This window comes from Curtobacterium sp. BNK-1 (genome assembly GCF_048685235.1).
Taxonomy (GTDB): Bacteria; Pseudomonadota; Gammaproteobacteria; order Enterobacterales; family Enterobacteriaceae; genus Pantoea; species Pantoea agglomerans.
The window spans coordinates 3,369,420-3,381,909 of record NZ_JBLQTJ010000001.1 but is presented as its reverse complement, the minus strand read 5'-3'; the positions used below and the strand labels follow the sequence as shown (position 1 = coordinate 3,381,909).

Sequence of the window (12,490 nt, the reverse complement as noted above, 5' to 3'; positions counted from 1 at the left end):
AGAAAATGGCAAGATATTTGGGTCCTAAGCTCAAGCTGAGCCGTCGTGAGGGCACTGACTTATTCCTTAAGTCTGGCGTTCGCGCGATTGATTCCAAGTGTAAGATTGAACAAGCCCCTGGTCAGCATGGTGCGCGTAAACCGCGTCTGTCTGATTACGGCGGTCAGTTACGTGAAAAGCAAAAAGTTCGTCGTATCTACGGCGTGCTGGAGCGTCAGTTCCGTAACTATTATAAAGAAGCAGCTCGTCTGAAAGGCAACACCGGTGAAAACCTGTTGGCTCTGCTGGAAGGTCGTCTGGACAACGTAGTTTATCGTATGGGCTTTGGTGCCACTCGTGCAGAAGCACGTCAGCTGGTTAGCCATAAGTCTGTTCTGGTAAATGGCCGCGTTGTTAACATCGCTTCTTATCAGGTATCTCCGAATGATGTCGTTAGCATCCGTGAGAAAGCCAAAAAGCAATCTCGCGTGAAGGCCGCTCTGGAGCTGGCTGAGCAGCGTGAAAAGCCAACCTGGCTGGAAGTTGATGCGACTAAGATGGAAGGTGTGTTCAAGCGTATTCCTGAACGTACTGATCTGTCTGCGGACATTAACGAACACCTGATCGTCGAGCTTTACTCCAAGTAAGGCTTAGTACCAAAGAGAGGACACAATGCAGGGTTCTGTGACAGAGTTTCTAAAACCGCGCCTGGTAGATATCGAGCAAGTGAGTTCGACGCACGCCAAGGTGACCCTTGAGCCTTTAGAGCGTGGCTTTGGCCATACTCTTGGTAACGCACTGCGCCGTATTCTGCTTTCATCCATGCCGGGTTGCGCGGTGACCGAGGTTGAAATTGATGGTGTACTTCATGAGTACAGCACCAAAGAGGGAGTACAGGAAGATATCCTGGAAATCCTGCTCAACCTGAAAGGGCTGGCGGTAAGAGTTCAGGGGAAAGATGAAGTTATTCTGACCTTGAATAAATCTGGCATTGGCCCTGTGACTGCAGCCGACATTACCCATGATGGTGATGTCGAAATCGTCAAGCCTCAGCATGTCATTTGCCATCTGACCGATGAGAACGCTGCTATCAGCATGCGTATCAAAGTTCAGCGTGGTCGTGGCTATGTGCCGGCTTCTGCCCGAATTCATTCGGAAGAAGATGAGCGCCCAATCGGCCGCCTGTTAGTTGACGCTTGCTACAGCCCTGTAGACCGTATCGCCTACAATGTTGAAGCAGCGCGTGTAGAGCAGCGCACCGACCTGGACAAGCTGGTCATCGAAATGGAAACCAACGGCACAATCGATCCTGAAGAGGCGATTCGTCGTGCGGCAACCATTCTGGCAGAACAACTTGAAGCTTTCGTTGACTTACGTGATGTACGTCAGCCGGAAGTTAAAGAAGAGAAACCAGAATTCGATCCGATCCTGCTGCGCCCTGTTGACGATCTGGAATTGACTGTCCGCTCTGCTAACTGCCTTAAGGCAGAAGCTATCCACTACATCGGTGATCTGGTACAGCGTACCGAGGTTGAGCTGCTTAAAACGCCTAACCTTGGTAAAAAATCTCTTACCGAGATTAAAGATGTGCTGGCTTCGCGTGGTCTTTCTCTGGGCATGCGCCTCGAGAACTGGCCGCCAGCAAGCATTGCTGATGAATAATCAGATCACAGGTTAAGGTTTCACTGAGAAGGATAAGGTCATGCGCCATCGTAAGAGTGGTCGTCAACTGAACCGCAACAGCAGCCATCGTCAGGCTATGTTCCGCAACATGGCCGGTTCTCTGGTTCGTCATGAGATCATCAAAACGACTCTGCCGAAAGCCAAAGAACTGCGTCGCGTAGTTGAGCCGCTGATTACTCTTGCCAAGACCGACAGCGTAGCTAATCGTCGTCTGGCATTCGCCCGTACTCGTGATAACGAGATCGTGGCAAAACTGTTTAATGAGCTGGGCCCGCGTTTCGCGAGCCGTGCCGGTGGTTACACTCGTATTCTGAAGTGTGGCTTCCGTGCTGGTGACAACGCTCCGATGGCTTACATCGAGCTGGTTGATCGTCCAGAAGCTCAAGCAGAAGCAGCCGCAGAGTAATCTGTAGCAACGTAAAAAACCCGCTTCGGCGGGTTTTTTATTGCCTGAAATTTACTACCTTAGAACTTACTCTTTTCATGTTCAAAGGAGCTAACTATGTGGCTGGTTGATGAACTTGCTGAACAGCACATCAAAGCGGCGCTGGAAAAAGGCGAGCTGAGTAATCTTCCCGGCTCTGGTAAGCCGCTGCAGCTGGATGATGACAGTCATGTTCCGCCTGAGCTAAGAGCGGGCTACCGTTTACTGAAAAATGCGGGCTTTCTGCCGCCGGAGCTTGAGCTCAGACGTGAAGCCATGGAAGTTAACGATCTTATTCGCAACCTCGATCCTGCGGATCAAAATTATCAGGATCATTGCCATCGGCTTCAGGTGCTGGAGCTAAGATTACGCCAGGCGGGTATCAGTACCGATTTTCTCCATGGCAGTTATTCCACTGCTATTCAGCATCGTTTCCGCGAGGAGGAGTAAATGTTTCGCATCGGTCAGTTAGCTAAGCTTGCGGAGGTGACGCCAGACACTATCCGTTTTTATGAAAAGCAGCAGATGATGGATCATGATGGTCGGACGGAAGGTGGTTTTCGCCTTTACAGCGAGGGCGATCTTCAGCGTCTGAAATTTATTCGTTATGGTCGTAAACTGGGTTTCAGTCTGGAAGCGATCAGAGAGCTACTTTCGATCCGGGTTGATCCTGCGCACCACACCTGTCAGGAATCAAAAGCGATCGTTGAAAAACGGCTGAGCGAAGTTGCTCAGATGATCGCAGAATTAGAAACGATGCAGCGTTCTCTGCGACACCTTTCCGATGCCTGTTGTGGTGACAGTCACAGTAGCATTTCGTGCTCAATTCTTGAGGCGCTGGAGCGGGGAGAGGCTTCGAGCAAATAAGCATATTGTTATTTTGCTGCAAAGGAATAGAGTATCAGACCATCTCAACAGGAGGCGTCATGAGTAAATATCAGCACACCAAAGGGCAAATCCGCGATAACGCGATTCAGGCTCTGTTACACGACCCGCTATTTCGGCAACGCATCGAGCAGAAGCAAAAGGGTAAAGGTAGTTTTAAGCGGAAAGAGAAACATGGCAAGGGGACTGGATGGGAGGGCAGTGATAAGAAAGCGTCTTATCACTGCCCTTCTGCTTTTACGGTTAATAAAACCGCCTGTGCGGCGGCTTATTAACTAGACCCGGGTATTCTGCTGTTTCAGCAGATCGCGGATTTCAGTCAGCAGAACTTCTTCGTTTGACGGTTTAGTAACTGGCTTCTCTACTTCTTTTTTCTTGTACAGACGATTCATTAACTTGATCGCCATAAAGATTGCGAAAGCGATGATGACGAAATCGAAGATGGTCTGAAGGAAGATACCGTACTGCATTACAACGGCTGGAGCATCACCAACTGCAGGCTTAAGTACCCAGGCGAATGATTTAAAATCGACACCACCAATCAGTAAGCCTAAAGGCGGCATAATGATGTTGGCGACTAACGATGAAACAATTTTACCGAATGCAGCACCGATGATGACACCGACGGCTAAATCCATCACATTGCCGCGCATTGCGAAATCGCGAAACTCTTTGATTAAACTCATACTTATCTCCTTGCCCAAGCCAATGCCATAAAGTCTAACAAACCCTACTGGTTTTGCCATCAACACAGCGAATTAAGCGGCAGTTTTGCGTTCCTTGTGTTCTGTTCGCCTATAAACGCGGCATTTACAGGAAAAATGGACTCGGCTGGAAGAGACGTTCCACATCTGATACAAACTTCTTGTCGGTCAGGAACATGATGACATGATCACCTTGTTCAATTCGCAAGTTATCATTGGCAATCATCACATCGTCTCCACGAACCACTGCGCCAATAATGGTGCCTGGCGGTAGTTTGATATCATCAATGGAGCGGCCGACCACGCGTGAAGTTGATTCGTCTCCGTGGGCTATCGCTTCGATCGCTTCTGCAATACCGCGTCGTAGCGATGAAACGCCCACGATATCCGCTTTGCGCACATGACCAAGCAGGGCAGAAATCGTGGCCTGCTGAGGTGAAATAGCGATATCGATAACGCTGCCTTGTACCAGATCGACGTAGGCGCGGCGCTGAATCAGCACCATAACCTTCTTCGCCCCCATCTTTTTTGCCAGCATGGCTGACATAATATTGGCTTCATCATCGTTGGTGACGGCGATAAAGAGATCAACCTGATCAACATGTTCTTCAGCGAGAAGTTCCTGATCTGACGCATCGCCATAAAAGACGACTGTGTCGTGAAGATGCTCTGCCAGTTCTGCTGCGCGCTGGGGGTTACGTTCAATCAGCTTCACGCTGTAATTTTTCTCAAGTTTTTGTGCCAGACCGAAACCGATGTTACCGCCACCTACCAGCATAATCCGTTTATAAGGTTTCTCCAGCCGCTGCATTTCACTCATTACCGCACGAATGTTCTGACTGGCTGCAATGAAAAAGACTTCATCACCCGCTTCTACGATGGTTGAACCCTGCGGGCGAATGGGGCGATCCTGACGAAATATAGCGGCTACGCGAGTATCAATGTGTGGCATATGCTCACGCATGATCGACAGCGGATTTCCTACCAGTGGCCCGCCATAATAAGCTTTCACCACGGCGAGGCTGACTTTGCCTTCAGCAAAGTTAACGACCTGCAATGCGCCAGGGTACTGGATTAAACGATAGATATTGTCGATCACCAGCTGTTCAGGCGAGATCAGGTGATCGATAGGCACCGCTTCAGGAATAAATAACTTGTCCGCATCACGCAGATAGTCGGCTGCGCGAATACGGGCGATGCGATTCGGCGTATTGAAAAGCGAATAAGCAATCTGACAGGCAATCATGTTGGTTTCATCGGAGTTGGTTACGGCAACCAGCATGTCGGCATCTTCTGCACCCGCCTCACGTAAAATGCGTGGATGAGAACCATGACCCTGCACGACGCGAAGATCGAACTTATCCTGCAGGTGACGCAGGCGTGAAGAGTCGGTATCAACCACCGTGATATCGTTGTTTTCACCCACCAGATTTTCTGCCAGGGTTCCGCCAACCTGTCCTGCGCCCAGAATGATTATTTTCATCGCTTATCAATACTCATTTCAGTTTGTACCCGATTTTTTTATCAGCTTAGCGTAGAAGAAACCATCTCCGCCCTCGGCTTCCGGGAATACCTGTAAGCCGTTCGCGGTCGCATCTCTGAGGGGCTCTGCCTGCGCATCATGCTGGCGCTGCAGGAAAGCATCTATCTGCTGATGATTCTCTTCAGGCAGGATGGAACAGGTGGCATAAATCAGTGTACCGCCAGGTTTCAGGTGCAGCCAGATAGCATCAAGAATTTCACCCTGAAGCTTTGCCAGCTCGGCGATATCCCGATCGCGACGCAGCCACTTAATATCAGGATGGCGTCGGATCACACCGGTAGCAGAGCAGGGCGCATCCAGCAGAATACGGTCAAACTGACGATCGCCGCACCACTGTTGCGGCGTTCGTCCATCACCCTGTTTCACGTCTGCTTTCATACCCAGTCGTTGCAGATTCTCATTTACGCGTTTAAGACGCTGCGCATCCACGTCGACGGCCATAACTTCGGCCTGAGGCGCGATTTCAAGGATATGGGTCGTTTTACCGCCGGGCGCAGCGCATAAATCCAGAATCTGTTCGCCGTTTTGGGGCTCAAGCAGCAAGGCACAGCGCTGAGCAGATAAATCCTGCACGGTAACCCAACCCTGATCAAAGCCTGGTAGCTGGCTGACCGGGGCAGGGGCGTCAAGCCGCAGCGCATCCGGCACATCGACAGCAGGCTGTGCATTCCTGCCGCTTTCGGCCAGCATTGCCAGCCACGTGTCACGATCGTGGTGCTGGCGATTAACCCGCAGCCACATCGGCGGACGCAGATTATTTGCTTCGACAATCTGTTGCCATTGTTCCGGCCAGGCATGCTGTAAACGCTTTAGCAGCCATCCGGGATGCAGATAGCGTTGCGGGCCATCCTGAACAGTGGCGAGCAGCTCTTCCCGCTGACGCTGAAACTGGCGTAATACGCCATTTAATAAGCCTTTCATACTGGTGCGCTTCAGTACTTCGGCGCCCGCGACGGTTTCTGCCAGTGCGGCATGGGCAGGCACACGGGTATATTCCAGCTGATAAAGCCCGACCATGATCAGATAGTGCAGAACCCGCTGTTTGCCGGTAAGTGGACGCTCCATCAGTTTGCCAATCAGCGCTTCCAGCTGCGGTAATGTGCGCAATACGCCAAAACAGATCTCCTGCACTAATGCGCTATCTTTGTCAGAGAGCTTTTTCTGGGCGGCTGGCAGTGCCGTATTCAGGGATTCGCCCTTGTCGACCACACGCTCAATAAGTTGAGCCGAGAGGCTACGCAGGTTGATAGATTTAGTCATAGGGTTTTGTCATCAAACAAAAGGCCCGGTGAGGGACCGGGCCTGAGAGTCAGTCCAGAAGGGTTCCAGGTTCAAACCATTCCCGGCGCGAGTTGAGAAGATCCTGAGCCGACATCGGTTTTTTACCGGCGGGCTGCAACTGGAGCAGGTTCAGTACGCCCTGAGCCGTTGCCACCTGGATGCCATGCTTGTCAGCATGGATAATTTCACCAGGCGCACGATCGCAGTGGGGCAGAACGCTTGCCTGCCAGACTTTAACCGGCTGATCTTCAATGGTGAAAAAGCTCATCGGCCACGGGTTAAAAGCGCGAATACAACGCTCAAGCTGTTCTGCAGAGAGTGTCCAGTCAAGACGTGCCTCCTCTTTACTGAGTTTCTCAGCATAGTTGGCCAGCGTTTCATCCTGTTTTTCAGGTGAAGCCTGCTGAGTGGTCAGTAATGTCAGCGTATCCAGCAGCCCCTGTGGGCCAAGCTGTGCCAGCTTGTCATACAGCGTGGCACTGGTATCCTGGGCAGTAATCGGACAGGCCAGCTTATGCAGCATATCGCCGGTATCCAGTCCCACGTCCATCTGCATGATGGTCACGCCGGTTTCGCTGTCGCCAGCCCAGAGCGCACGTTGAATAGGCGCAGCTCCGCGCCAGCGTGGCAGCAGTGAGCCATGGACATTGATGCATCCCAGACGTGGCATATCAAGCACGGCCTTGGGCAGAATTAATCCGTAGGCTACAACCACCATCACATCGGCCTTGAGGTCAGCAACCAGTTGCTGATTTTCTTCAGGTCGCAGTGACTTAGGCTGATAAACCGGAATGTCATGTGCCATCGCCAGCGTTTTGACCGGGCCTGGCGTTAATTTGTTACCGCGACCAGCAGGACGGTCGGGTTGGGTGAATACGGCGATAACCTGATGTTCAGAAGCAAGCAGCGCGTCAAGATGACGCGCTGCAAAGTCAGGTGTGCCAGCAAAGATGATTTTTAGCGGGGCAGACACGTTTATCCCTTATTAAGATCTCAGGAAGCCTGCGCGTTCTGACGCGCCAGTTTCTCTAATTTATTTTTGATCCGTTGCCGCTTTAAAGGCGACAGATAATCGATAAACAGTTTGCCTTCCAGATGATCGATCTCATGCTGGATACAGATGGCCAGTAACTCGCTGGCTTCCAGTTCGAAACTTTTACCCTCGCGATCCAGTGCACGGACCTTTACCCGCTCGGCACGCGGAACAAATGCGCGCTGTTCCGGAATAGAGAGGCAGCCCTCTTCAATGCCGGTTTCACCGCTTTTTTCCAGCAGCTCAGGGTTAATCAGCACTAAACGCTCTTCACGACTTTCAGAGACGTCAATCACGATAATGCGCTGATGAATATCGACCTGCGTAGCCGCAAGACCGATACCTTCTTCGGCATACATCGTCTCGAACATATCATCAACGATACGCTGAATGTCTGCGTTAACTTCTTTAACGGGCGCAGCAACTTTGCGAAGACGCTCGTCAGGGAAATGTAATACCTGCAAAACTGACATAAATATCCAGATCTGTATTCGGTTAAGAAAAGATTACTACCTTATATTGTAGACTTTTCGAGGCCTGATTGACAGCATTCTGCGGCAGGAAGCAAGGGCGATCAGGGAGCTGAAGATGGACAAAATAGCGCAGTCTGTACGGCTGGCCGCCGTCACTGGAATGACAGGAAAACGCTGGGTTGATGTGGCGCAGCAAATAGGTGCCGGACAGGCAGACAGGGAGCAGCTTATCCGGCTTGGCTTAGATGAGAGCCAGTGCCAGCAATATGATGATTATAATGAAAAAAATCTTACAGAAGTCTATTCCTGGCTGGCTCAGAGCCCGGCTCACCATCTGGTGACTGCTCTGGACGCGGCCTATCCTGCCCGTCTTAAAGAAACCAACCGCTTTCCGCCGCTGCTCTATATTGATGGCGATCCTGCGCTTATCAGCACACCACAGTTAGCGGTGGTGGGCAGCCGAAACTGTTCACACTATGGCCGCTACTGGTGCGACTGGTTTACCCAGCACTTAAGCCTCAGCGGTCTGACCATTACCAGCGGACTGGCAAGGGGTATTGATGGTGTTGCGCATCAGGCAGCACTCAACGTAGGCGGTAAAACGGTGGCCGTGTTAGGTAGTGGTTTGCAGCGGCTCTATCCCAGCAATCATGCCCATCTTGCCGCAGAGATCGTTGAACAGGGTGGTGCGGTAGTTTCTGAGTTTCCGCTGACGACCCTGCCGCATCCGCTTAATTTTCCGCGCCGTAATCGTATTATCAGCGGCCTGAGCCATGGGGTGCTGGTGGTAGAAGCCTCGCTGAAGAGTGGTTCCCTGGTAACGGCGCGGTATGGGCTGGAGCAAAATCGTAATGTCTATGCCTTACCTGGCGCGCTCGGTAACCCGTTAAGCGAAGGCGTAAACTGGCTGATTCAGCAGGGGGCGCTGCTGGTGGCCCATCCCCATAACATCGTGGAAGATCTGGCAAGTGCACTTAACTGGCTGCCGATGACACCGGCCGGTGAAATTTATTCTGAGGTGAGTGACGATGCTCCATTGCCATTTGCTGATGTGTTGGCTAACGTAGGTGATGATGTTACACCTGTTGACGTTGTCGCTGAACGTGCCGGCCAATCTGTGCCAGTTATCTCAGCTCAGTTGCTGGAACTGGAGTTAGCAGGATGGATCGCAGCTGTACCCGGCGGCTATGTCCGATTGAGGAGGGCATGCCATGTTCGACGTACTGATGTATTTGTTTGAGACATATATCCACAACGAAGCAGAAATGGGTGTTGATCAGGACAGATTGACAGACGACCTGACGGATGCCGGGTTCCATCGTGAAGATATTTACAGTGCGCTGAACTGGTTAGAAAGATTGGCTGACTATCAGGAAGGACTGGTTGCGCCAATTTTACTGACAAATGATCCGCTCTCCATGCGTATTTATACCGATGAAGAGAGCAAACGTTTAGATGCTGACAGCCGTGGTTTCCTGCTGTTCCTGGAGCAGATTCAGGTGCTGAACCTGGAAACGCGTGAAATGGTCATCGAACGCATTATGGCGCTGGATACCTCTGAGTTTGACCTGGAGGATCTCAAATGGGTGGTACTGATGGTGTTGTTCAACATTCCCGGATGTGAAAATGCCTATCAGCAGATGGAAGAACTGCTATTCGACGCCAATGAAGGTATGCTGCATTAAATTTCCTTTCATGCATTGATCGCTATGAGTAAAGCTGCACTCTTCACCGTGCGTAAACAGGATCCCTGCCCCGCTTGCGGGGCTGAACTGGTTATCCGCTCCGGTAAACACGGTCCTTTTCTGGGCTGCGCGAACTACCCGGCATGCGACTACATTCGACCCTTAAAGGGTCAGGCCGATGGTCATGTGGTCAAAGTGCTGGAAGGCCACGCCTGTCCCGAATGCGGTGCGGATAAAGTGTTGCGGCAGGGGCGATTTGGCATGTTCATTGGCTGTAGCCTCTATCCGGAATGCGGATACACCGAAACCATCGACAAACCGGATGAAACCTCGCTGGCCTGTCCACAGTGCCATGAAGGCCGGTTAGTGCAGCGGCGCTCCCGTTACGGCAAAACGTTTCACTCCTGCGACCGCTATCCAGCCTGCCAGTTTGTTGTGAATCTGACACCCGTTGCCGGAATCTGTCCTTATTGCCAGTATCCGCTATTAGTTGAAAAAAAGACGGCCCAAGGGATCAAACGCTTTTGCGCCAGTAAAAGTTGTGGCAAAGCCATTGCTGAAGAGAATTCATAGACCATGGAAAATCAACACCTCGCCGATTCACTTGAAACCTGCTTAGAGCAGCTGAATCGACAGGCGGTCATCGCCTATCCTACTGAAGCCGTATTTGGTCTGGGCTGTGACCCTGACAGTGAATCTGCCGTCATGGCTTTACTGGCGCTGAAACAGCGTCCGGTAGAAAAGGGGCTTATCCTGATTGCGGCTGATTACACCCAGCTGGAACCTTACATCTCCGCTCGGGAACTGTCTGTGATCCAGCGTGAGCGGATGTTTGCATGCTGGCCCGGCCCGGTGACCTTTGTCGTACCCGTTCCGCCACAAACGCCTCGCTGGCTTACCGGACAGTTTGATTCACTGGCCATTCGCGTCAGTGATCATCCTGATGTGCAGGCCCTTTGCCGCGCATTTGGTAAACCGCTGGTCTCAACCAGTGCAAATCTGTCAGGCCTGCCTCCCTGCCGAACGGCTGAAGAAGTGAAGCAGCAGTTTGGTGAGCAGTTCCCGGTTCTGTCGGGAAAAACAGGTGGGCGGCTCAATCCCTCTGAAATCCGCGATGTCATCAGCGGCGAACTTATACGTCAGGGCTAATTCATGGATCAATTCGCCGTTTTCGGTAATCCGATCAACCACAGTAAATCTCCGCTGATCCATCAGGCTTTTGCTGAACAGACGGGCGTTGAACATCGCTATGGTCGGATTTGTGCCCCGATTGATGGTTTTCCTCAGGCGCTCTCTGCCTTTTTCGAACAGGGAGGTCGTGGTGCCAACGTGACGTTACCTTTTAAACAGCAGGCATGGGAATTTGCCGATCAGCTCAGCGAACGTGCAGCCCTGTCCGGCGCGGTAAACACGGTGAAAAAACTCAGCGATGGGCAGATCCTGGGTGACAACACGGATGGTATCGGGCTGTTAAGCGATCTTGAACGGCTGAAGATGATCAACGCTGGTGACAAGGTTTTGCTGGTGGGGGCGGGCGGTGCTGCACGTGGGGTCATTCTGCCGCTTCTCTCAGCAGGCGTGACACTCACTGTTGTTAACCGTACCGCCGCGCGGGCGGAAGAGCTGGCTGGCCTGTTTGCAGCGAGCGGCACTATCCGCGCATGTGGTTTTGAGCAGCTGACAGATCAGCACTTTGATCTGATCATTAATGCGACCTCAAGCGGCGTGAATGGCGAAACCCCTCCTTTACCTGCAGCAGTCATTCATGCTGATGTGCGCTGTTATGACATGTTTTATCAAATCGGGCTGACGCCTTTCCTGCGCTGGTGTCAGGCGCAGGGTACGGCTCATCTGGCAGATGGTTTGGGCATGCTGGTGGGGCAGGCTGCTCATGCCTTCTATCTGTGGCACGGTGTGATGCCGGAAATCGCGCCGGTGATTACCCAGCTTAAACAAGCCATGCAGCCATGAATCAGGCGATACAGTTTCCTGATGATGAAACCTATAATGCTGAACTGAACGCGGTCTGTTTCCCGGTGCTGGTCAACGGCATGCGGCTGACCTGTGCAATCAGCGGGAAGTCGCTGGCTTCACGTTTTGGTGAAGGGGAGGCGATGGCGCTGTTTCAGCACCATCGCTGGGATCTGGAAGATGAGGCCGAAGCGGCTATCCGTCAGGATAATATTGATGCTCAGGGCTGGATCTGGTTATCTCCCGCCAGGTAATCCTCTTTCCAGGCGACATAATTATTAGCGGAATAGCGTAAACCTTCCTTCTCATTGTCATTCAGCGGCCTGATCTGCCTGACCGGACTACCCAGATAGAGATAGCCGCTCTCCAGTCTTTTACCTGGCGGCACCAGACTTCCGGCACCAATCATCACCTCTTCTTCTACTATTACGCCATCAAGCAGAATCGATCCCATTCCGACCAGCACGCGATCGCCAATGGTACAGCCGTGCAACATCGCTTTATGCCCGACCGTGACATCCTCGCCAATAATAAGAGGGAAGCCTTGCGGGTTAGACGCTGATTTATGCGTAACGTGCAGAACGCTGCCGTCCTGTACATTAGTACGGGCACCAATGCGGACCTGATTCACATCACCCCTGATCGCAACCAGCGGCCAGATGCTCACGTCGTCCCCCATTATGACATCACCGACCACAACACTGCTTGGATCGACCATAACGCGCTGGCCAGTTTGCGGGAAAAGGTCTTTATATGGACGTAGGGCGGAAGCCATCATGTTCTCCTTTGTTCTGTTTTCAATGCAGCCTGATGCGATTTCAGGCAGCTG

At 51.9% G+C, this 12,490-nt stretch carries 18 protein-coding genes; 12 read left to right on the top strand and 6 right to left on the bottom strand.

Features of this window, described 5'->3' with window-relative positions; translation table 11 throughout:
• The first annotated feature begins 5 nt into the window (after positions 1 to 5).
• The 6 genes from rpsD to ACMGGP_RS15945 all read left to right on the top strand — a co-directional run bounded on the left by rpsD (position 6) and on the right by ACMGGP_RS15945 (position 3,246).
• On the top strand, positions 6 to 626 hold the full coding sequence (gene rpsD / locus ACMGGP_RS15970; RefSeq protein WP_008927131.1) for a 30S ribosomal protein S4: 621 nt from the start codon (positions 6 to 8) through the stop codon (positions 624 to 626).
• Positions 627 to 651: 25 nt separating this feature from the next.
• Entirely contained in the window at positions 652 to 1,641 is a 990-nt protein-coding gene (locus ACMGGP_RS15965; protein ID WP_003850179.1) for a DNA-directed RNA polymerase subunit alpha, read from the top strand.
• A 40-nt stretch (positions 1,642 to 1,681) separates the two neighbouring features.
• Positions 1,682 to 2,068, top strand: coding sequence for a 50S ribosomal protein L17 (gene rplQ, locus ACMGGP_RS15960; protein ID WP_003850180.1), 387 nt, complete (start codon positions 1,682 to 1,684; stop codon positions 2,066 to 2,068).
• 96 nt (positions 2,069 to 2,164) lie between these two features.
• Positions 2,165 to 2,536: a DnaJ family domain-containing protein gene (locus tag ACMGGP_RS15955; protein WP_010252768.1), complete on the top strand. Its 372-nt coding sequence runs from the start codon at positions 2,165 to 2,167 to the stop codon at positions 2,534 to 2,536.
• Positions 2,537 to 2,953, top strand: a complete 417-nt coding sequence (gene zntR, locus ACMGGP_RS15950; RefSeq protein WP_010252765.1) for a Zn(2+)-responsive transcriptional regulator — start codon at positions 2,537 to 2,539, stop codon at positions 2,951 to 2,953. It abuts the gene before it with no gap.
• A 59-nt stretch (positions 2,954 to 3,012) separates the two neighbouring features.
• Positions 3,013 to 3,246 (top strand): alternative ribosome-rescue factor A, encoded by a 234-nt coding sequence (locus ACMGGP_RS15945; RefSeq protein WP_498798629.1) that lies wholly within the window; start codon positions 3,013 to 3,015, stop codon positions 3,244 to 3,246.
• On the opposite strand, the gene mscL is transcribed toward ACMGGP_RS15945, so the two are convergent.
• From mscL to def, 5 genes are all read right to left on the bottom strand, one after another.
• A complete protein-coding gene (mscL, locus tag ACMGGP_RS15940) occupies positions 3,247 to 3,657 on the bottom strand; it encodes a large-conductance mechanosensitive channel protein MscL (protein ID WP_010252759.1) in 411 nt (136 codons plus the stop codon).
• 124 nt (positions 3,658 to 3,781) lie between these two features.
• Positions 3,782 to 5,158 (bottom strand): Trk system potassium transporter TrkA, encoded by a 1,377-nt coding sequence (gene trkA, locus ACMGGP_RS15935; protein ID WP_010252756.1) that lies wholly within the window; start codon positions 5,156 to 5,158, stop codon positions 3,782 to 3,784.
• 18 nt (positions 5,159 to 5,176) lie between these two features.
• A complete protein-coding gene (gene rsmB / locus ACMGGP_RS15930; RefSeq protein WP_498798628.1) occupies positions 5,177 to 6,478 on the bottom strand; it encodes a 16S rRNA (cytosine(967)-C(5))-methyltransferase RsmB in 1,302 nt (433 codons plus the stop codon).
• 49 nt (positions 6,479 to 6,527) lie between these two features.
• On the bottom strand, positions 6,528 to 7,472 hold the full coding sequence (gene fmt / locus ACMGGP_RS15925; RefSeq protein ID WP_010252750.1) for a methionyl-tRNA formyltransferase: 945 nt from the start codon (positions 7,470 to 7,472) through the stop codon (positions 6,528 to 6,530).
• Between the two features lie 20 nt (positions 7,473 to 7,492).
• Positions 7,493 to 8,005 (bottom strand): peptide deformylase, encoded by a 513-nt coding sequence (def, locus tag ACMGGP_RS15920; protein ID WP_010252747.1) that lies wholly within the window; start codon positions 8,003 to 8,005, stop codon positions 7,493 to 7,495.
• Between the two features lie 115 nt (positions 8,006 to 8,120).
• Here def and dprA point away from each other — a divergent pair, with 115 nt between their 5' ends.
• The 6 genes from dprA to ACMGGP_RS15890 are packed head-to-tail and all read left to right on the top strand — an operon-like array spanning position 8,121 to position 11,915.
• Positions 8,121 to 9,245, top strand: a complete 1,125-nt coding sequence (dprA, locus tag ACMGGP_RS15915; protein WP_158131345.1) for a DNA-protecting protein DprA — start codon at positions 8,121 to 8,123, stop codon at positions 9,243 to 9,245.
• Positions 9,217 to 9,690 (top strand): DUF494 family protein Smg, encoded by a 474-nt coding sequence (smg, locus tag ACMGGP_RS15910; protein WP_010252741.1) that lies wholly within the window; start codon positions 9,217 to 9,219, stop codon positions 9,688 to 9,690. Before dprA ends, smg begins: the two co-directional genes overlap by 29 nt.
• Positions 9,691 to 9,714: 24 nt before the next feature.
• On the top strand, positions 9,715 to 10,263 hold the full coding sequence (locus ACMGGP_RS15905; RefSeq protein WP_010252738.1) for a DNA topoisomerase family protein: 549 nt from the start codon (positions 9,715 to 9,717) through the stop codon (positions 10,261 to 10,263).
• 3 nt (positions 10,264 to 10,266) lie between these two features.
• Positions 10,267 to 10,839, top strand: a complete 573-nt coding sequence (tsaC, locus tag ACMGGP_RS15900; RefSeq protein ID WP_010252735.1) for an L-threonylcarbamoyladenylate synthase type 1 TsaC — start codon at positions 10,267 to 10,269, stop codon at positions 10,837 to 10,839.
• A gap of 3 nt (positions 10,840 to 10,842) precedes the next feature.
• On the top strand, positions 10,843 to 11,661 hold the full coding sequence (gene aroE, locus ACMGGP_RS15895; protein WP_122890140.1) for a shikimate dehydrogenase: 819 nt from the start codon (positions 10,843 to 10,845) through the stop codon (positions 11,659 to 11,661).
• On the top strand, positions 11,658 to 11,915 hold the full coding sequence (locus tag ACMGGP_RS15890) for a DUF1488 family protein (protein WP_033772956.1): 258 nt from the start codon (positions 11,658 to 11,660) through the stop codon (positions 11,913 to 11,915). The genes aroE and ACMGGP_RS15890 overlap by 4 nt, the downstream gene beginning before the upstream one ends.
• Here ACMGGP_RS15890 and ACMGGP_RS15885 read toward each other — a convergent pair.
• Complete coding sequence (locus ACMGGP_RS15885) at positions 11,882 to 12,439, bottom strand: gamma carbonic anhydrase family protein (RefSeq protein WP_498798627.1); 558 nt, start codon at positions 12,437 to 12,439, stop codon at positions 11,882 to 11,884. The genes ACMGGP_RS15890 and ACMGGP_RS15885 overlap by 34 nt on opposite strands.
• Positions 12,440 to 12,490 lie beyond the last annotated feature (51 nt).

Coding starts and splice junctions, on each gene's coding strand:
- smg (WP_010252741.1), top strand. CDS start 9,217: ATGTTCGACGTACTGATGTATTTGTTTGAGACATATATCCACAACGAA.
- dprA (WP_158131345.1), top strand. CDS start 8,121: ATGGACAAAATAGCGCAGTCTGTACGGCTGGCCGCCGTCACTGGAATG.
- ACMGGP_RS15905 (WP_010252738.1), top strand. CDS start 9,715: ATGAGTAAAGCTGCACTCTTCACCGTGCGTAAACAGGATCCCTGCCCC.
- rpsD (WP_008927131.1), top strand. CDS start 6: ATGGCAAGATATTTGGGTCCTAAGCTCAAGCTGAGCCGTCGTGAGGGC.
- mscL (WP_010252759.1), bottom strand. CDS start 3,657: ATGAGTTTAATCAAAGAGTTTCGCGATTTCGCAATGCGCGGCAATGTG.
- rplQ (WP_003850180.1), top strand. CDS start 1,682: ATGCGCCATCGTAAGAGTGGTCGTCAACTGAACCGCAACAGCAGCCAT.
- def (WP_010252747.1), bottom strand. CDS start 8,005: ATGTCAGTTTTGCAGGTATTACATTTCCCTGACGAGCGTCTTCGCAAA.
- ACMGGP_RS15965 (WP_003850179.1), top strand. CDS start 652: ATGCAGGGTTCTGTGACAGAGTTTCTAAAACCGCGCCTGGTAGATATC.
- rsmB (WP_498798628.1), bottom strand. CDS start 6,478: ATGACTAAATCTATCAACCTGCGTAGCCTCTCGGCTCAACTTATTGAG.
- tsaC (WP_010252735.1), top strand. CDS start 10,267: ATGGAAAATCAACACCTCGCCGATTCACTTGAAACCTGCTTAGAGCAG.
- ACMGGP_RS15945 (WP_498798629.1), top strand. CDS start 3,013: ATGAGTAAATATCAGCACACCAAAGGGCAAATCCGCGATAACGCGATT.
- zntR (WP_010252765.1), top strand. CDS start 2,537: ATGTTTCGCATCGGTCAGTTAGCTAAGCTTGCGGAGGTGACGCCAGAC.
- trkA (WP_010252756.1), bottom strand. CDS start 5,158: ATGAAAATAATCATTCTGGGCGCAGGACAGGTTGGCGGAACCCTGGCA.
- ACMGGP_RS15955 (WP_010252768.1), top strand. CDS start 2,165: ATGTGGCTGGTTGATGAACTTGCTGAACAGCACATCAAAGCGGCGCTG.
- ACMGGP_RS15890 (WP_033772956.1), top strand. CDS start 11,658: ATGAATCAGGCGATACAGTTTCCTGATGATGAAACCTATAATGCTGAA.
- aroE (WP_122890140.1), top strand. CDS start 10,843: ATGGATCAATTCGCCGTTTTCGGTAATCCGATCAACCACAGTAAATCT.
- ACMGGP_RS15885 (WP_498798627.1), bottom strand. CDS start 12,439: ATGATGGCTTCCGCCCTACGTCCATATAAAGACCTTTTCCCGCAAACT.